The sequence below is a fragment of the Lentzea sp. genome, from assembly GCF_036380075.1.
GTDB lineage: Bacteria > Actinomycetota > Actinomycetes > Mycobacteriales > Pseudonocardiaceae > Lentzea.
In genome coordinates this window covers 1-17,951 of record NZ_DASVFL010000150.1, presented here as the reverse complement: position 1 = coordinate 17,951, position 17,951 = coordinate 1, and the positions used below count along the sequence as shown (strand labels likewise).

General features: G+C 70.9%; 17 protein-coding genes. 9 read left to right on the top strand and 8 right to left on the bottom strand.

From position 1 onward, the window contains the following. Both VF330_RS18020 and VF330_RS18015 read right to left on the bottom strand, forming a co-directional pair. Positions 1 to 624, bottom strand: a 624-nt coding sequence (locus VF330_RS18020; RefSeq protein WP_330852775.1) for a S8 family serine peptidase, incomplete at its 3' end; no start/stop codon positions are given. Between the two features lie 107 nt (positions 625 to 731). Then, on the bottom strand, positions 732 to 1,889 hold the full coding sequence (locus VF330_RS18015; RefSeq protein ID WP_330852774.1) for a mandelate racemase/muconate lactonizing enzyme family protein: 1,158 nt from the start codon (positions 1,887 to 1,889) through the stop codon (positions 732 to 734). A 74-nt stretch (positions 1,890 to 1,963) separates the two neighbouring features. Here VF330_RS18015 and VF330_RS18010 point away from each other — a divergent pair, with 74 nt between their 5' ends. The 4 genes from VF330_RS18010 (at position 1,964) to VF330_RS17995 (ending at position 7,560) form a co-directional block, all read left to right on the top strand. Beyond that, a complete protein-coding gene (locus tag VF330_RS18010) occupies positions 1,964 to 2,707 on the top strand; it encodes a FadR/GntR family transcriptional regulator (RefSeq protein WP_330852773.1) in 744 nt (247 codons plus the stop codon). 148 nt (positions 2,708 to 2,855) lie between these two features. Then, the gene (locus VF330_RS18005) at positions 2,856 to 4,280 is read left to right on the top strand and encodes an extracellular solute-binding protein (protein WP_330852772.1); all 1,425 of its coding nucleotides are present in this window, start codon (positions 2,856 to 2,858) and stop codon (positions 4,278 to 4,280) included. A gap of 5 nt (positions 4,281 to 4,285) precedes the next feature. Beyond that, complete coding sequence (locus tag VF330_RS18000) at positions 4,286 to 6,286, top strand: ABC transporter permease subunit (protein WP_330852771.1); 2,001 nt, start codon at positions 4,286 to 4,288, stop codon at positions 6,284 to 6,286. Beyond that, positions 6,283 to 7,560 (top strand): mandelate racemase/muconate lactonizing enzyme family protein, encoded by a 1,278-nt coding sequence (locus VF330_RS17995; RefSeq protein WP_330852770.1) that lies wholly within the window; start codon positions 6,283 to 6,285, stop codon positions 7,558 to 7,560. The genes VF330_RS18000 and VF330_RS17995 overlap by 4 nt, the downstream gene beginning before the upstream one ends. A gap of 6 nt (positions 7,561 to 7,566) precedes the next feature. Here VF330_RS17995 and VF330_RS17990 read toward each other — a convergent pair whose 3' ends face one another. Continuing rightward, positions 7,567 to 8,301 (bottom strand): ribonuclease activity regulator RraA, encoded by a 735-nt coding sequence (locus VF330_RS17990; protein WP_330852769.1) that lies wholly within the window; start codon positions 8,299 to 8,301, stop codon positions 7,567 to 7,569. A gap of 127 nt (positions 8,302 to 8,428) precedes the next feature. After that, positions 8,429 to 9,019: a TetR/AcrR family transcriptional regulator gene (locus VF330_RS17985; protein ID WP_330852768.1), complete on the bottom strand. Its 591-nt coding sequence runs from the start codon at positions 9,017 to 9,019 to the stop codon at positions 8,429 to 8,431. Positions 9,020 to 9,105: 86 nt separating this feature from the next. Between VF330_RS17985 and VF330_RS17980 the strand changes: the two genes are divergently transcribed. After that, positions 9,106 to 9,855: an SDR family NAD(P)-dependent oxidoreductase gene (locus tag VF330_RS17980; RefSeq protein WP_330852767.1), complete on the top strand. Its 750-nt coding sequence runs from the start codon at positions 9,106 to 9,108 to the stop codon at positions 9,853 to 9,855. Positions 9,856 to 9,858: 3 nt separating this feature from the next. Here VF330_RS17980 and VF330_RS17975 read toward each other — a convergent pair whose 3' ends face one another. Continuing rightward, positions 9,859 to 10,812, bottom strand: a complete 954-nt coding sequence (locus tag VF330_RS17975) for a GlxA family transcriptional regulator (RefSeq protein WP_330852766.1) — start codon at positions 10,810 to 10,812, stop codon at positions 9,859 to 9,861. A 102-nt stretch (positions 10,813 to 10,914) separates the two neighbouring features. Between VF330_RS17975 and VF330_RS17970 the strand changes: the two genes are divergently transcribed. Next, positions 10,915 to 11,940 carry an NmrA/HSCARG family protein gene (locus tag VF330_RS17970; RefSeq protein ID WP_330852765.1) on the top strand — a complete coding sequence of 342 codons (1,026 nt, stop codon included), beginning with the start codon at positions 10,915 to 10,917 and terminating at the stop codon, positions 11,938 to 11,940. Between the two features lie 355 nt (positions 11,941 to 12,295). On the opposite strand, the gene VF330_RS17965 is transcribed toward VF330_RS17970, so the two are convergent. Both VF330_RS17965 and VF330_RS17960 read right to left on the bottom strand, forming a co-directional pair. Further along, positions 12,296 to 13,708: an ATP-binding protein gene (locus tag VF330_RS17965; RefSeq protein ID WP_330852764.1), complete on the bottom strand. Its 1,413-nt coding sequence runs from the start codon at positions 13,706 to 13,708 to the stop codon at positions 12,296 to 12,298. Beyond that, the gene (locus tag VF330_RS17960) at positions 13,708 to 15,375 is read right to left on the bottom strand and encodes an FAD-dependent oxidoreductase (protein WP_330852763.1); all 1,668 of its coding nucleotides are present in this window, start codon (positions 15,373 to 15,375) and stop codon (positions 13,708 to 13,710) included. The genes VF330_RS17965 and VF330_RS17960 overlap by 1 nt, the downstream gene beginning before the upstream one ends. A gap of 56 nt (positions 15,376 to 15,431) precedes the next feature. On the opposite strand from VF330_RS17960, the gene VF330_RS17955 reads away from it, so the two are divergent. After that, on the top strand, positions 15,432 to 15,698 hold the full coding sequence (locus VF330_RS17955; RefSeq protein WP_330852762.1) for a UBP-type zinc finger domain-containing protein: 267 nt from the start codon (positions 15,432 to 15,434) through the stop codon (positions 15,696 to 15,698). A gap of 8 nt (positions 15,699 to 15,706) precedes the next feature. Here the strand turns inward: VF330_RS17955 and VF330_RS17950 are convergent, their stop codons facing one another. Next, a complete protein-coding gene (locus VF330_RS17950; protein WP_330852761.1) occupies positions 15,707 to 16,462 on the bottom strand; it encodes a hypothetical protein in 756 nt (251 codons plus the stop codon). 59 nt (positions 16,463 to 16,521) lie between these two features. Here VF330_RS17950 and VF330_RS17945 point away from each other — a divergent pair, with 59 nt between their 5' ends. Then, positions 16,522 to 16,893, top strand: coding sequence for a hypothetical protein (locus VF330_RS17945; RefSeq protein WP_330852760.1), 372 nt, complete (start codon positions 16,522 to 16,524; stop codon positions 16,891 to 16,893). Positions 16,894 to 16,908: 15 nt separating this feature from the next. Beyond that, positions 16,909 to 17,871 (top strand): hypothetical protein, encoded by a 963-nt coding sequence (locus VF330_RS17940; RefSeq protein ID WP_330852759.1) that lies wholly within the window; start codon positions 16,909 to 16,911, stop codon positions 17,869 to 17,871. The last annotated feature ends 80 nt before the right edge of the window (positions 17,872 to 17,951 follow it).

Below are 17,951 nucleotides of genomic sequence, written 5' to 3'. Positions count from 1 at the left end.
GAAGCGGTCGCTGGTCTGGCGGATCGCGAGGATCGTCGCCTCCGGTGCGGCGCCGACGAAGTCGCCCTCGGTCTTGGCCGCCGCGGCGACGCCCGCCACCTCGGTGCCGTGACCGTCGCAGTCGTCCGTGCCGTTCTTGTTCCCCTTGACGTACTCGCCGGTGGGCACGACCCGGTTGCCGAAGCGCGGGTTGCGCGGGTCGACACCGGTGTCGATGATCGCGATCTTCACACCCCTGCCGGTCGCGAACCGGTGCGCCTGCTCCAGGTTCAGCTGGACCTGGCCCCACGGCTTGTACTCGATCAGCTCGCTCTTCGTGTCCGACTCGACGCACCCCTTGTTGGTGGGCTCGTACGGCACGTCCGGCTCGCCGGTGTCCTTCGGCGGCGGGGTTCCGGGCGGGAGGTCCGGCGGCACCGAGTTGGGCCTGGGCGCAGCCGGGGACGACACCGACACCGACACCGACGTGGGTGGTGCCGACGACGGTGGCCTGGCCGGGGACGAGGGTGGCGCCGGCGAGGACGACGGCTGGGCGGAGGCCTGCGGAAGCGCTCCCGTCAGCAGCAGCACTCCGGCGGTCGCCACCGCCGTGGCACGGCGGAACGCCGCGGTACAGGTCATCATCCCGGCCCCCAGAGCCAATTCCACGCGCACCGGGCCGGCCCCCCGCCGGCCCGCGAGCACAGTAGTACCGCCGGGGGGTACACGACCACCGGTTCGGGGATCTTCGGTTACTCGAAGATCCCGTAGCCCGGCACGGCGTGCGCCCGGACGCCGTCCATGTCGAGCTCCACGCCGATGCCGGGGGTGTCGGGGATGGTGATGTAGCCGTCCTTCACGATCGAGCCGCTGCCGTCGGGGGCGTGCACGTAGCTGTCCCAGACCGCGCGTTCGTCGAGGGCGTGCCACTCCTGGACGAAGAAGTTGGGGATCGCCGCGCACTGGTGCGACGTGGCCATCGTGCCCAGCGGCGTGGAGACCAGGTGCGGGGCGAAGGGGATGTAGTGCAGCTCCGCCAGGTTCGCGATCTTCTTGGCCTCGGCGAGACCGCCGCACTTCGGCACGTCCGGCTCGATGACGTCCACGGCGCCGCGTTCGAGCAGCTCGCGGAAACCCCACCGCAGGTACAGGTTCTCGCCCGCGCAGATCGGCGTGCGGGTCTGCGCGCGCACCCGCACCAGCGCGTCGACGTTCTCCGCCGGCAGCGGTTCCTCCAGCCACATCAGGTTGAACGGCTCGAGCTCCCAGGAGATCCGGCACGCGCTCGGCACGTCGTAGCGGGCGTGCAGGTCGATCGCGAGGTCGACGTCCGGTCCGATCGCCTCCCGCACAGCTGCCACGCGTTCGACCATCGGCCGCAGCTCGGCGGCGTTGACCGTGTGGTTGAACGCGTCGAACTTCGCGGGGTGGTGCAGGTTGTCGATGTCGAACTTCAGGGCGGTGAAGCCCTCGGCGACCATCCGCTGGGCCCGGTCGACGCAGCCGGAGACCGACCCGGCCGGGTCGTCGCCGTCGCCGCAGTCGGCGTAGAGGCGGATCCGGTCGCGGAACTTCCCGCCGAGCATCCGGTACACCGGCTGGCCCGCCGCCTTGCCCGCGAGGTCCCACAGCGCGAGCTCGATGCCGGACAGGGCGATCACGAACACGCCGCCCTGCGGTCCCGCGAAGACCTTGCTGCGGCGCAGCTTCTCCCAGCACCGCTCGACGTTGCGGGGGTCCTCGCCGATCAGGAGAGGGGTCAGTGAGTTGATCATTCCGACGACGGCCCCCGCGCCGGCGTCGGGGTTGGCCTCGCCGAACCCGCTGAGGCCCTCGTCGGTGTCGATCCGCACCAGGGTGGCCTCGCCGTGGTAGGCCACCACCGCTGTCGTGACGTTCACAATCCGCATTTGCTCTCCCGACGCTGGGTCGTGCATATGAGACGGACTGTCGCTTCTTCCAACTTGTCCTATAAGCTGATGACATGCAAAGGGGACAAGAGTCGCCGGATCCTGTCAAGGTCCGCACTCTTCCGGTCCAGGTGGCGGCACACCTGACCCGGCGCATCGCCAGCGGTGAGATCGAGGACGGCCGTGCGCCGTCGGAGCTCGACATCGCCCAGGAGTTCGGGGTGTCGCGCGTGGTGGCGCGGGAGACGCTCAAGATCCTCGCCTCACTGGACATCGTGGACGTCGCGCAGGGCCGGCGCGTCGTCGTGCGTCCCCCCGCGGAGTGGGACTACCTGAGTCCGTTGCTGATCGAGTGGCTGCCGCCGGAGACCGTCGGCGAGCTGCTGCAGGAGCTGCACCAGATGCGCGTGCTGCTCGAACCGGAGCTCGCGGCGATGGCCGCGGTCAGTGCCACGGACGAGGCGCTGGAACGGCTCAGGGGAGAGCTCGACCGGATGACGGCGCTCGAGGCGGATCCCAACGCCTACCTCGAGGTCGACCACGAGTTCCACATGGAGATCTGCCGGGCTGCGGACAACCGCCTGCTCGACCGGATCATGTACTCGGCCCGCTGGCTGGGCACCGCCAGCAGGCGCATCACCAACGAGGCGCCGGCCGCGCTGCGCAAGGCCACCGCCGACCACACCGAGCTCTACGAGGCGATCGTCGCGCGCGACCCCGCGAAGGCCCGTGCGGCGATGCGCAAGCACCTCGCCAACAACTCCAACCTCCTCGCGGAGAAGGAGGAGCAGACCAGGCGAGCCGCTCGGCGTCGCTAGCTCCACCGCACCACCGTCTTCGGCCTCACCAGTTCGGCGTCCCACGCCGCATGAACGACCCGGCAGCGGGCCAGTCCCGTTGTCCCGCCGGTTGCAACGTCGCCCCGTCGGTACGCGTCCGCTCGACCGGACGTGAAAAGGAGTGGTCATGGAAGAGAAAGCGGACTTATCGAGGCGCACCTTCCTCAGCCTGAGCGCGCTGGGCGTGCTCGGTCTCGCCGGCTGCGGAGGTGGCGGACCCGCCACACCGCAGGTCGACGTCCAGGTGCCCCAAGCGTTGCTCGACCAGGCCGCCTCGCTGCGCGGCGGATCGGTCGGGATGCTCTCGCAGAAGCTGTACTCCGAGGCCGCCAACAAGGCGCTCGACAAGTCGTTGCAGGTGTTCGCCCAGGCCACCGGCACCACGGTCCGCAACGACCTCGTCTCCGGCGACGCCGGCGACATGGTGGCCAAGATGGACGCCGAGGTGAAAGCGGGTACCAGCCGCGACTTCGCCTTCGTGAGCGACCGGCGGTTCGTCGGCCAGCTGCACAACCTCGGTGCCCTCACCGACGTCACCGACGTGGTCGACGAGATGCGCAAGCTCTACGGCGACCCCGCGACGGAGGCGAACAACTACTGCGTCTTCGACGGACGCTGGTTCGCGATCCCGTACCACTTCATCGCGTCCGCCATGTACCTGCGCAAGGACTGGTACCAGGAGAAGGGCCTGCCGCTCAAACCGCACTACACGTGGGAAGAGTTGCGGGACAACGCGTTGGAGGTCTCCGACCCGGCGAAGAAGCGCTTCGGCTGGGGCCTCACGGTCAACCGCTCCGGCGACGCGAACGGCTTCATCGCGAACGTCATCAACACCTACGGCGGCGCCATCGCGGACAACACCGGCACGAAGGTGGTGTTCAACTCGCCGGAGACCGTCGCCGCCGTCTCGTTCATCGGCGACATCTACACGAACCCCAAGTACACGCCCATGTTGCCGCCGGGCATCGGCAGCTGGACCGACTCGAGCAACAACGAGAACTGGCTGGCGCAGATCCTGGGCCTGACGCTCAACCAGTTCAGCGTCTACGCCGACTCGAAGACCAAGAACAACCCGGTCTACGCCAACACCCACCCGTTCAACGGCGCCACCGGACCGGCGCTCGACAAGCCGCTCGCGTTCGGCGAGTCCAACTCGTTCGTCGTGTTCAAGGGCGCCAAGAACCCCGACCTCGCCAAGGTCGTGGCGAAGTTCATGGTCAGCGGGACCGCGCTGCTCGGTGTCGCGAAGGGAGCGCCGTGCCTGGTGAACCCGTCGTGGGACAAGGTGTGGGACTCGGACCCGTACTACACCAGCGGTGACCCGGCGTTCCCCGCGCTGCGCGAGCAGACCCGCACCCCGTTGCCGGTGACCACGAAGACCGGCTTCAAGTTCCCCCAGGCGCCGAGTCCCGGCGAGCAGGCCGCGACCGCCGCCTACCTGCTGACCGACATGATGCAGTCGGTCATCCAGGGCACCAAGCCGGCCGAGGCGGTGGCCGCGACCCACGCCCGCATCGTCCAGGTCTTCGAGCAGCAGGGCTACAAGCAGTGACCGTCGTGCGCGAGCGCCCGGCGCCGGTCCGACCGGCGCCGGGCGGGTCACCCGCGCTCACCTCGTCGCAGCGGCTGCTCGGACGGGACTGGCGCCTCGCCGCGGCGTTCGTCGGACCGACGCTGGTCCTCGTGACCGGCCTGATCCTGTTCCCCATCGTCGACTCCGTCTTCACCAGCGTCACCGAACGGCACGGCGCGGAGACGGTCTTCGTCGGGCTGGACAACTACACCGCGCTCGTCGGTGACACCGTGTTCCACAAGGGCGTGCTCAACTCGTTCGTCTTCACCGCGTACGCCGAGATCTTCAAGGTGACCCTCGGCCTCATCGCGGCGCTGATGCTGCACCACATGCGGCGCGGCCGCGCCCTGCTCGCCGGGGTGATCCTGCTGCCGTGGGTGGTGCCGACCGTCGTCACGGCCTTCACCTGGCGGTCGCTGTTCGACCCGATCTTCGGCAGCGTCAACGTGCTGCTGACCGACTCGGGCATCGGACCCGCCCTCGCCGCCATCGGGCTCGTCGACCGGTGGCCGGCGGAGTGGCTGTCCGATCCCAACCTCGCGATGCCGTCGGTCATCCTGGTCAACGTCTGGAAGGGCATCCCGTTCTTCACGGTGACGTTCCTGGCCGGGCTCAAGGCGATCGACAGCCACCTGTACGAGGCCGCGATGGTCGACGGCGCCTCGCCGTGGCAGCGCTTCCTGCACATCACGTTGCCGGGCCTGCGCAACGTCATGATCGTGACGGTGCTGCTGTCGTCGATCTGGACGTTCAACAACTTCGACCTGATCTGGCTGATGACGCAGGGCGGGCCGGGTGACGCGACCGCCCCGTACGTGATGGTGGCCTACTCCAAGGCCATCCAGCAGCTGCAGCTGGGCGCGGGTGCCGCGGTCACGCTGGTGATGCTGCCGGTCGTCGCCGTGCTCGTGGTGATCCTCGTGCGGATGATGCGCCGCAACGACCTCCCGGCCGCGAGCGACCTCGGGCGCCGGCGGCTGAGCCCCGCCCAGCGCGCGGCGATGCCGTGGGTGGTCGTCGTGGCGTCGGTGCTCGTGCTGGTCTGGGCCTCGCCGCACATCGTGTGGAAGGCCGCGCTCGTGCTGGGCGTGTTCGTCGTGCTCGCGGCCGCCGTGGGACGCCTCGTCTCGGTGCTCGCCTCGCGGGGCAACGCGCTGGCGGCGCGCCTGGTCGGCGGCACCGGCACCGGCGTCGCACTCGTGGGACTGCTGGGGTTCGTGCTCGCCCCGCTCTACTGGATGACGGTCACGGCGTTCAAGTCCGACGACCAGATCGTCGCCCGCACCGACGACCTGTGGCCGACGCCGTGGACCACCGAGCAGTTCACGAACCTGTTCACGGGCAGGGCGTTCGGCACCTGGTACCTCAACACGATCCTGGTCTCGGTGGCGTCCACCGTGATCGCGCTCGTGTGCGCGGCGCTGGCGGGCTACGCGTTGGCACGGCTGAAGTTCCGGGGTTCGGAGAGCTTCACGGTGACGATCCTGCTCACCTACGTGATGCCGGGCGCGCTGCTGTTCATCCCGCTGTACCAGATGATGAGCGGCATCGGGCTCAACGACTCGCTGTGGTCGCTCGTGCTCGCCTACCCGACCTTCACGCTGCCGTTCGCGACGTGGCTGCTCGTCGGCTACTTCAAGTCGATCCCCGCCGACCTCGAGGAGGCCGCGCTGGTCGACGGCTGCACGCGGTTCGGGGCGTTCCTGCGGATCGTGCTGCCGCTGGCGAAACCGGGCCTGCTGGCGGTCGCGCTGTTCACGCTCACCAACGCGTGGAACGAGTTCCTGTTCGCGTTCGTGTTCATCACCAAGGACGACTACAAGACGCTGCCCGTCGGCATGCAGTCGATGATCTTCGGCGACGTCGTGCCGCAGGGCCAGCTGGCCGCGGCCTCGTTGCTGATCAGCATCCCGGTCGTCGTCATGTACGCGTTCGGGCAGCGGTTCCTGACCGAGGGCCTCACCGCGGGAGCCGTGAAGGGGTGAGCGGGACGCCGGAGATCACCGAGGAGCACGTCGCGACGGCGTCCCGGCCGAGCGACCTGCGCATCACGGACCTGCGGGTGGCGAACGTGACGGGGGTGCCGTTCCGCTCGTCGATCATCCGGATCGACACCAACCAGGGCCTGGTCGGGTACGGGGAGGTGCGCGACCAGGCCAGCGCCACCTACGCGCTGGTGCTCAAGAGCCGGCTCGTGGGGGAGAACCCCTGCAACGTCGACAAGATCTTCCGCAAGATCAAGCAGTTCGGGCACCACGGCCGGCAGGGCGGCGGGGTCTCCGGCGTCGAGATGGCGTTGGTGGACCTCGCCGGCAAGGCCTACGGGGTGCCCGCGTACGCGTTGCTCGGGGGTCGGTTCCGCGACGAGGTCCGGTGCTACGCCGACACCCCGTCGCTGCCGGACCCGCACGCGATGGGCGCCCGGCTCCTGGACCGCAAGCAGCGCGGGTTCACGATGCTGAAGATGGACGTGGGCATCGACCTGCTGTGGGACGTGCCGGGCGCGTTGATCGCCCCCGCGGGCGCGCGGGCGGACCTGACGACGATGCACCCGTTCACCGGCATCCAGGTCACCGCGAAGGGCGTCGAGCACCTGGCGTCCTACGTGGACACCGTGCGGTCGGTCGTCGGCTACGACGTCGCGCTCGCCGCCGACCACTTCGGTCACATCGCCCTGGACTCCTGCATCCGGATCGGCCGGGCGCTGGAGCCGTTCACCCTGGCGTGGATCGAGGACCTGATCCCGTGGCAGCTCACCGACCAGTGGCGCCAGCTCACCACGTCCGTCGCCGTGCCCACGTGCACGGGGGAGGACATCTACCTGCTGGACGGGTTCCGGCCGCTGCTCGACGCGGAAGCCATCCGCGTCGTGCACCCGGACCCGGCGACGGCGGGCGGGATCGCGGAGACGAAACGGCTGGGCGACTACGCGCAGGAACGCGGGATCCCGATGGCGTTGCACCTGGCCGCGTCGCCGATCGCGACGATGGCGTGCGTGCACCTGGCCGCCGCCACGGAGAACTTCCTGGCGCTGGAACACCACGCGGCCGAGGTGGAGTTCTGGAGCGACCTCGTCACCGACCTGCCCCGGCCGTTGATCCAGGACGGTCACATCACCGTGCCGGACACGCCGGGGCTGGGGTTCGGCGACATCGACGAGGAGCTGCTGCGACGTCATCTCGACCCGCGCGACCCGGTGTTCTTCGCCGAGACGACGCACTGGGACGCGGAGTCGAGTCATGACCGGTTGTGGAGCTGACGAGCGCTAACCCCGTTCGGCGCGCCACTTCTCGTACTCGGGCCGGGCCTCGTCCGAGAGCGGGTAGTACCGCCGCAGGTCGCCGCCCTCGGACAGGCGGATGCGGGAGAACTCCTCCCACTCCGCGTGTTCCCGGGCGACGGCCAGCACCGCGGGCGCGAGCTTGACCGGCACGACGACCGCCCCGTCGTCGTCGGCCACGACGATGTCGCCCGGCTCGACGAGCGTGCCGCCGCACGCCACCGGCACGTTCACGGCGGTGGGGACGATGTCGGTCTGGGCGTGGAAGTTCGGTGTGGCGCCGCGGATCCAGAGCCCGAGGCCGAGTTCCTTGGCCTCGCCGATGTCGCGCAGGCACCCGTCGACGACGACGCCCGCGCCGCCGCGCCCCTTGAAGTACGTCAGCATCATCTCGCCGAACACGCCGCTGCCCATGTCGCCGCGCGCGTCGACGACGATCATGTCGCCGGGCTGGGCGTGGTACATCACGTGCCGGTGCAGCTGCTTCTCCGGCTCGGCGTACTCGTCGACGGGGTAGAGGTCCTCCCGCTTCGGCAGGAACTGCAAGGTCAGCGCGGGTCCGGCCACGCGCACACCGGGCGTCACCGAGACCGGGCCCCGGATGAACGCGCTGCGGATGCCCATGCGGCTGAGCTCGGCACTGGCTGTCGCACTGCCGATGGCCGCGAGCGCGGCGCTGAGCTCGGCAGGCGGGCGAACGATGTCGTGCGTCTCGACCACGTCGGTGGCTCCCTCGCGCAGCTGTCGGAGAGTTCGCTCCGAGCCTAGTACCGCGCGGCCGTCCGGGAACAGGGATCTGCCGCCCAGTTCAGGAAAAGCACGCCCTCTGTCCTAACGGGACGGTGCGTCACGGCCGCGGGAGCACGGACAGCGCGGTCTCCGCGACCGAGTGCAGGAACTCCTCGTCCTTTCCGGCCTTGCCGAGCGCCTCGATGCCCCGCAGCACCGCGAGCACCAGGCCGGCCAGCCGCCGGGGGTCCGCAGCGGGGTCGAGGTCGCCGTGCCGTTGACAGGCTTCGACGTCCGCGACGAGGAGGCGTTCGATCTCGTCGAAGGTCCGCAGGGCGCGGGCGGCGACGGCCGGGTCGTGCTCGGCCAGCTCGGCGGTTCCCTTGGCGAGCAGGCAGCCGCGGTGCGCGGTGTCCGCGGCGGTCGAGGCCGCGATGCCCCGCACGTGGGCCGCCAGTCGTTCGAACGCCCGGTCGTCGGGGCCTTCGAGCTGGCGGCCGACGCCCTGCACCGCCTGGGCGCAGTAGTCGTCGAACACGCGGTGGAACAGCTCCTGCTTCCCGCCGAAGGCGCCGTAGAGGCTGCCCTTGCCCAGCTCGGTGGCCGCCGCGACGGCGTCCATCGTGGTGCCCGCGTACCCGGCCGACCAGAACTGGTCGCGGGCTGCTTCCAGGACGGCGGACTCGTCGAACTTCCGGGGGCGGGGCATGACCCGATCGTACCCAGTACTTGACTGGATCGTCCAGAACTGCCTATGTTGTGGACGATCCATTCCATAACTAGGGAGCGTCTCTCGTGTCCGGAGTTCTCGCCGACAAGGTGGCCGTCGTGACCGGCGGCAGCAGTGGGATCGGGCTGGCCATCGCCCGGAAGTTCGTGGCCGAAGGCGCGCGGGTCTTCGTCACCAGCCGCAAGCAGGCACAGCTCGACGCGGTCGTCGCCGACCTCGGGCCGTCGGTGGTGGCCGTGCGGTCCGACGTGGGCGACCTCGCGGACCTCGACGCCCTGTTCGCCGCCGTGCGGGAGCAGGCGGGGCGCATCGACGTGCTCGCGCTCAACGCGGGCGGCGGCGTGGTCGCGCCGTTGGAGGAGATCACCGAGGAGCAGTTCGACACGACGTTCGCCTCGAACGTGAAGGGCGTGCTGTTCGGTCTGCAGAAGGCGCTGCCGTTGCTGTCGCGCGGGGCGTCGGTGATCGTCACGGGCTCGACGACCTCGGTCAAGCCCGACCCCGGCCTGGAGGTCTACGGCGCCACCAAGGCGGCGGTGCGCAACCTCGTCCGCAGCTGGACGCTCGCCTCGAAGGCGCGGGGCTTCCGGGTCAACGTGCTCAGCCCCGGCCCGACGGAGACGCCGGGACTCGTCGGTCTCGTGGAGGACGACCAGCGCTCCGCGTTCCTCGACCAGCTGGCGACCGGCGTGCCGCTGGGCAGGGTCGGCGCCCCGGACGAGATCGCCGCGGCGGCCCTCTTCCTCGCCTCCGACGCCTCCAGCTTCGTCAACGGCGCCGAGCTGTTCGTCGACGGCGGCTACGCCCAGGTCTGACCGTCAGCGCACGGCCGAGTAGGACCGGCGGTAGGCGTTCGGCGTCAGCCCCACGGTGGTCCGCAGGTGCCTTCGCAGCACCAGCGGGTCGGCGAACCCCGCCGCGCCGGCCACCTCGCCGACCGGCAGGCTCGTCGTCTCCAGCAGGTGCCGGGCGTGGTCCAGCCGCCGGTGCACCACCCACTCGTGCGGGCTCAGGCCGACCTCGGCCCGGAACCGCCGGGTGAAGGTCCGCACGCTCATGTTCGCGTGCCGCGCCAGGTCGGCGAGCGTCAGCGGGTCGGCCAGCCTCTCCAGCGCCCACGCGCGGGTCGCCGACGTCGACGCGCCGTCGTCCGCCGGCACCGGCTGCTCGATGAACTGCGCCTGCCCGCCCTCCCGCCACGGTGCGACCACGCAACGGCGCGCGGTCGCGTTGGCCACCGCCGCGCCGTGGTCGCGGCGCAGGAGGTGCAGGCACAGGTCGATCCCGGCGGCCACGCCCGCCGAGGTCAGGATCCGCCCGTTGTCGACGAACAGCACGTTCTCGTCGACCTCGACCCGCGGGAACCGCCGGGCCAGCTCGGCGCACATGCCCCAGTGCGTCGTCGCGCGCTGCCCGTCGAGCAGCCCGGCCGCGGCGAGGACGAACGCCGACGTGCACAGGCTGACGATCCGGGTCGTGGGAGCGAGGCGCGCGAGCACCGCGCCGGCCGCGGCCGGGTCGGGGACGCCGCGGGTGACGTCCTGCGGCGCGACCACCACGGTGTCCGCGGTGGCCAGCACCGACTCGTCGTGGGCGACGGAGAGGCTGAAGTCGGCGTTGGTCACGACCGGCCGTCCGCCGAGCGAGCACGTCAGCACCTCGTACAGGTGCGCGCCGGAGGAGTCGACGGCGTTGCCGAAGATCTGGGCGGGGATCCCGAGGTCGAACGGCTTCACGCCGTCGAGGGCCAGGACGGCGACGCGATGAACCATGGCCCGAAAGTATCGTTCGTTGTCTCGTGAGCCAATTCCGCACGCTGTCGCCGCTGACGATCATGGACTTCCTCGACACACCGACGCTGAGGAGCGAAGTCGATGAGGGAAGTCCTGGTCATCGGCGGTACCGGCGCGATGGGCAGCCGGGTGGTGGCGGCGCTGCTCGCCGCCACCGGCGACACCGTCCGCGTCCTGACCCGCGACCCGTCCTCGCGAGCCGCGGAAGCCCTGCTCGCCACCGGCCGGGTGCGCCTGCTGCAGGGCGACGTCGGCGACGACACGTCCGTCCGGTCCGCCATGGAGTCGGCTGAGCGCGTCTTCTGCAACACCGACTTCTTCTCGTCCGGTTCCGTGCAGGCCGAGCACGACCAGGGCCTGCGCCTGCTGGAGGCGGCTCGGGAGGCCGGTGTGGACCGGTTCATCTGGTCCTCGCTGGACCACGCCGTCTCCCTGACCGGCGGCCGCCTCCCGGTGCCGCACTACGACAGCAAGGCCTCGGTCGCGGCGGCGATCGGCCTGCGCCGCGCGGACGAGATGATGCGCAAGGACTCCGACGGCTGGTACACGAACCACGTCTCGGTGCTGACCACCGCGCCGTACTTCGAGAACTTCCAGGCGGGCCTCGCACCCCGCCCCGGCACCCTCCCCGACGGACGGGAGGGCCTGGTGTTCGCGATCCCGCTCGGCAGCGGCTCGTACCCGCTGATCGCCCTCGACGACATCGCGTGGTTCGCCGTGCACGCCTTCGAGAACTGGCAAGCCTGGGGCGCCCGCGACCTCGCCGTCGCGGCGGACAGCCTGACCGGCGACCAGATCGCGGCCACGTTCGAACGCGTGACCGGCCGGGCGGCGGCCTACGTCCCGGTCCCACTGGACGCCGTGCGGTCGGGCATGGGCGACCTCGGCCACGACTTCGCGGCCATGTTCGAGTTCTTCCAGACGCACGACGTCGTGGGCCGCGAACGCGACCTGCCCGCGTTGCGCGCCCTGCACCCCGGTCTGCTCAGCTTCGAGGCGTGGCTGCGGACCACAGGGTGGTGCGGGGCCGAGGAGGTGGTCCAGAAGTCACCGCCCGCCGCCGTCCCGGCCGTGTCGCGGTCCGGGGCGGACGCACTGCCCTCGTGAAGACGACTGCCCGAGCCATCTGCAGGACGGCGGCGAGCGCGCCTGGCCTGAGTTCTTGCGGGCCGCACCAGGTGGCGCAGATTTCTGCGGCTTTGACCACTTGTGCCCTGCCGACCAGAACCCTGTAGCAGGCCCAAATGGTGGCCACTTCCACGTAGGCACTGGCACCAGAGGGCATGGTCGAGCTGAGCGGAGCGATCATGACCGCGTTGTCGCCGTGGGTGGTCAGGCCGGCCTTCAGGACAACGATCTTCTTGCCTTTGTGGCTTCTGATGAGTCCTGCTCGCAATGACGACACATGGGTTCCCTTCTTGGCCTGCTGTCAACGTAACCGAAGACGCCCGCCCTTCGGGGGTCACCGCCCGGTCGCCTCCAGGGGCAGGAGGACCTGGAACCGGGTGTCGCCCGGCTCTGACTCCACCCGGATCGCGCCGTGGTGCTTGTTGACCACGATCCGCCACGAGATCTCCAGCCCGAGCCCCGTGCCCTCGCCGACCGGCTTGGTGGTGAAGAACGGTTCGAAGATCCGGCTCTTCACCCCGGCCGGGATGCCGGGGCCGGTGTCGCCGATCTCCACGACGAGGTGCCGGTCCTGCCGGAACGTCCGCACGGTCAGCGTCCCGGAGCCGCCCATCGCGCTCAGCGCGTTGTCGATCATGTTCGTCCACACCTGGTTGAGCTCGCCGGCGAACGCCGGGACGTGGGGGAGCGTGCGGTCGTAGTCCTTGACCAGCCGCACGTCCCCGAGCTTCCCGCCGAACATGACCAGGGTGGAGTCGAGCAGCTCGTGCACGTCGACCACCTGGAACGGCGCGCGGTCCATCTGCGAGTACTGCTTCGCGGCACCGACCAGGGTGGACACCCGCGTGGTGGCGTCCTCGATCTCGTTCATCAGCATCTCGGTCTCGACCGTGTACCTGAGCCAGTGCACGGCGGAGCCGGTGATGGCCGCGGGGCACGCGGTCAGCGAGCTCTCCAGCCACTCGACGTCCAGCCCGGCCGCGACCAGGACGGGCGCGACGTCCCAGCCGCCGGTGATGCCGTGGTCGTCGAGCCAGTCGGCCACCTCGTCCTCGGCGTCGCTGGCCTCCAGCGGACTGAGCTTCGGCGCCTTGGCGACCCGTTCGACCGCCTTCTCCTGGAGCTTGACCAGCGCGGGCAGCTCGGCGGGGTCGATCGCCCCCTGCGCGAGCATGGCGAGCTTGTGCCGCATGCCCGCGACCCGTTCGCGCAGCGCCGCGGTCGCCCGCACGGCGGCCGCGGCGGGGTTGTTGAGCTCGTGGGTGAGGCCCGCGGACAGCGCGCCGAGGGCGGTGAGCCGTTCGTGCTGGCCCACCGTCGCCTGCGTGTTGCGCATGCCCCAGAACAGGCCCTCCAGCAGGTGCATGGCCATCGGGAACCACGTGCGGATCATCGGCCCGAACTCGTCCGCGTCGAACTGGAGCATCGACGTGGCGGTGATCGACTCGACGGTCATCTGGTAGGACGCCTGGTCCAGCTCCAGGTAGGCCTGGGTGGCCCCGAAGTACGAGCCGCGCATCTCGCTGCGGCTCACCTCGACGCGCTGGCCGCCGATGGTGCGGCAGAGCGCGACCGTTCCCTCCAGCAGCACGAAGAAGCACGTCGCCGGCTCGCCCTCGGTGAGCACCGGCGTGCCGGCCTCCCGCGTCTCGACCTGCCCGTGCTCCGCCAGCCACCCCAGCTGGGCCTCGTCGAGCTTCTCGAACAGGAACAGTCCGCGCAGCTCGGCTGCGGTGAGCTTGGGCATCACGACCTCGCCAGGTAGCGGTGGACCAGGGTGACGGCCATGGCGCCCTCGCCGACGGCGGACGCGACGCGCTTCACCGACTCGGCACGGACGTCACCCGCCACGAACACGCCCGGCACGTTCGTCTCCAGGTGGTACGGCGCCCGTTCGAGGTCCCAGCCGGGCGGCGTGCCGCCGAGGTCGGGTCCCGCCAGGAGGAAGCCGCGGTCGTCGCGCTCCAGGGTGCCGTCCAGCCAGTCCGTGCGCGGGGCGGCGCCGATGAACGCGAACAGCCAGCTCGCCGGCACGGTCGTCGTCTCGCCGGTCTTGTTGTGCAGCAACGTCAGCGTCTCCAGGTGGTCGTCGCCCGTGCCGCCGCAGACCTCGGTGTGCGTGCGGACCTCGACGTTCGGGATCGCGTCCAGCTGGTCGATCAGGTACCGCGACATCGACTGCTCCAGCGAGTCGCCCCGCACCAGGATCACGACCTTGCGCGCGTGCCCGGAGAAGTAGACGGCCGCCTGACCCGCGGAGTTCGCGCCGCCGACCAGGTAGACGTCCTGCCCGGCGCAGTTCGGGCCCTCGGTCGTCGAGGCGCCGTAGTAGACGCCCCGCCCGGTCAGCTCGCCGAGACCGGTCGCGTCGAGCAGCCGGTACGAGACGCCGGTCGCGAGGATGACGGTGTGGGCGGCGAGCTCGGTGCCGTCGCCGAACCGCACGACGCGCGCGGCCCCGCGGCGTTCGAGGGCGACGACGTCGCGCGTGGTGAGCAGCTCGACGCCGAACTTGACCGCCTGCCTGCGGGCCCGTTCGGTGAGCTGCCCGCCGGACACGCCGTCGGGGAAGCCCAGGTAGTTCTCGATGCGGCTGCTCGTGCCGGCCTGGCCGCCGGTCGCGATCCGTTCCACCAGGACGGTCCGCAGCCCCTCGGAACCCCCGTACACCGCGGCGCCGAGCCCCGCGGGCCCGCCGCCGACGACGATCAGGTCGTAGAACTCGGCCGACGGCTGCGTGCTCAGGCCGACCTCGGCGGCGAGCTCCGCGTCCGTCGGGTCGACGAGCGCCTTGCCGGTGGCCGTGACCACGACGGGCAGGGTCGTGCCGTCCTGGTGCGCCGCGGTGAGCAGGCACTGCGCCTCGGGCTCGTCCAGCGCGTGCCAGCGGAACGGAACGCTGTTGCGCGCCAGGAAGTCCCGCACCTCGTAGGACCGCGGCGACCAGCGGTGCCCGACGACGCGCACCCGTTGCGGCGGCTGCCGGTCGCTCACGGCCCAGGCCCGCAGCTGCTCGTCGAGCACCGGGTAGAGGTTCTGCTCCGGCGGGTCCCACGGCTTGAGCAGGTAGTGGTCGAGGTCCACGACGTTGATCGCCTGGATCGCGGCCTCGGTGTCCGCGTACGCCGTCAGCAGCACCCGTCTGGCCTGCGGGAACACGTCCATGGCCTGTTCGAGGAACTCGATGCCGCTCATCTGCGGCATCCGGTAGTCCGCGAGCAGCGCCGCGACCTCCTCGCCGCGCAGCTTGATCTCGTGCAGGGCCTCCAGCGCCTGGGGCCCGGACTCGGCCCGCACGATCCGGTACTGCTCGCCGTACTTCCGGCGCAGGTCGCGCGCCACCGACCGCGACACGGCCGGGTCGTCGTCCACCGTGAGAATCGAAGGCCGCGCGACGCGACCGGCAGTCGTCATGCGTCTAGTCAAACACCCGGACTTGTGGAAAGTCGCGGGCGAGGTACCGTCTGGCCGTGACCACCACCACCTGTGAACACGTCGCCGAGCTGGGCCCCGAACCGGCACCCAGCACGACCGAGGGGTGCGAGGACTGCCTGGCCTCCGGCGGCAGGTGGGTGCACCTGCGCCTGTGCCTGGACTGCGGCAAGGTCGCCTGCTGCGACTCCTCGCCCGCCAAGCACGCCTCGAAGCACGCCGCCGCCGAGAGCCACCCGGTCATCCGCTCGTTCGAGCCGGGGGAGACCTGGCGCTGGTGCTTCGTGGACAACACCCTGGTCTGACCTCGCGGTCAGGAGTGCCGCGCCACCGACCGCACGACCGACGCGACGAGCCGCCCGATCGAGGCGGCGACCGACGGGTCGGCCACGGCGAGGCGCCCCTGCTGCTCCACCACGACGTCGACGAGCTCTGCCCAGGTGATCCAGGCGCAGACCTCGTCGATGCGCGCGGTCAGGTCGTCCAACGGCACCGGGTGAGCACTCGCCAGACCGTGCACCACGGGGAGATGCCGCGCGACGGCGTCGTGGACCGTCATCCGCCCCTCTCCGGCGAGGAGCACCGGCGGTGGCGTTCCCAGCACCACCAACAGCAGCGGCTTGCGGCCGTTCGCTCCCCGCGTGACCGCCAGGTACTCGCGGGCCAGCTGCTGAGGCTGGAAGCTGCTGCTCCGGATCCTCTTCGCCTCCACGAGCGCGGCGCAGGACGGCGTGATGACGAACGCGTCGGGCTGCACGATCAGCCGCTCACCGCGGGCCCGCCGGTCCGGGTTCAGCGTGATCTCCTCCGGCAGGAACGTCAGCTCCGCGTCCTCGACCTCGCCCGACAGCAGCCGCCGCGCCTCGTCCGCGCCGTGGGCCCGGTCCAGCACCGCGCCCAGGAAGGCCTGGCGCGGCAGGAAGTCCAGCGCCGTGACCACCTCGGCGGTCAGCACGTTCTCGAGGCCCTGACCGCCGTCGCGGTAGCGGCGGACCGTCGAGCCCTCCCACGAGATCTCTTCGAGCAGCCTGCCCAGCACGGACTCGTTGCCGCTGGTGACGGACTCCACGCACGCCTCCCTCACGCACTTCGGCCCGCCGGGAAGGCCGTGTGCTGTATGAAACAACCATGGAATCGAGGCGGTTCGCCGCGCCGTTAGCAGTGGGCGTCGCAGCCGCGGCCGCGCTCGGGGTCTGGGGGTACGTCACGCGGCACTCGGCGACTCCCGACGTCGTCGAGGGCTGGGCGATGCCGAACGGCAGCGGAGTGGCGATCGCGTTGCACGACAGCGACGACACCCGCGCCGGAACCGGCTACGTCATCGCCGGCGCGTGGTGGGCCGGGCGGGATGGAATGTGGCACGACGGTGGGGACGGGCCCACCTGCGTCGGCACCAATCCCGCCGTGCGAACCCGCGTGCAGATCGGCGTTGTGGACGTGGAGCCCGGTGAAGACAGCCCCGGCGGGCCGCGCGTGATCTGGTTGCGCTGCCTCGACTGAGCCAGGGGAGCGGACGTGACCAGAGGCTCGGAACCGGCGCGGCGCGGGTCGAAGCTGCGCGCCGCCGCCTACTTCTGCGGCGCCGCGGCCGGCTGCCTGCTCATCGTCGCGGTGGTCGTGGCGATAGCCCTCACAGCCGACCGGCTGGGCGGCGGCGTCCTCTACTTCGCCGGCCTCGTCGCGGCGCAGCTGGTCAGCCAACCCATCGGCAGGCACGTCGTCGTGAGGTGCTGGGTCGGCTTCAAGCGCACCATCTCCGCGGACGGCTGGTCGGCGCTGCGGGCGGATCCGCGGCCGCCCGTGCTCTACCTGCGTTCGTTCCTGGTCGACGACGTGCTGGCGCGCACCGGCGAGACCGCCATGGACTACTTCCGCACCGAGGAGGAACGGCTCGCCCGCGCCTTCGCGCCGATCGGGCCGCTGGTGGCGGTCGGGCGGCCAGGGGAGGCCCTGCCGCCGGCCGGGGCGCCGCGCGTCTACGCCGGCGACGACTGGCAGCGGATCGTGAGCGAGCTCCTCGGCCGCGCTCGGCTCGTGCTCGTCGGCGCGGGGCGGGGTGACGGGCTGCGGTGGGAGCTCGACCAGGTCTTGGCGACGGTCGACCCGCGCCGGGTCGTGGTGCTGCTGCCGCTGACGAACTGGGAGTACGACCACTTCCGCTCCGGTGTCGCCGACCTGTTCCCGGACCCGCTGCCCGACCTCCCGCCGCTGCCGGACGGGCACGGGATCAGGGCGGCGCTGCACTTCGGCGAGGACTGGACTCCGGAGCTGGTCCCGCTCACGATCGACCGCGCCACCAGCCTCGAAACGGCTCTGCTGCACCACCTCGCGCCCGTCTTCGCGCACCTGGACGACACCCGCGCGCCGGCGCGGCTCCGGCGGCAGCGCGACCTCAGGTCGTTGACGCTGCGCCTGGCGGGACTCACCCTCCTGCTGACCGCGCTGTGGGGTCTGCTGCGCGTGTTCGTCCTGCGTTGACCCTCACGTCAGGCTGAGAGAGATCCGCACGTCGTCGAGTCCGGCGAGCGGCCAGCCCACGACCAGGTCGAGCACGTCGC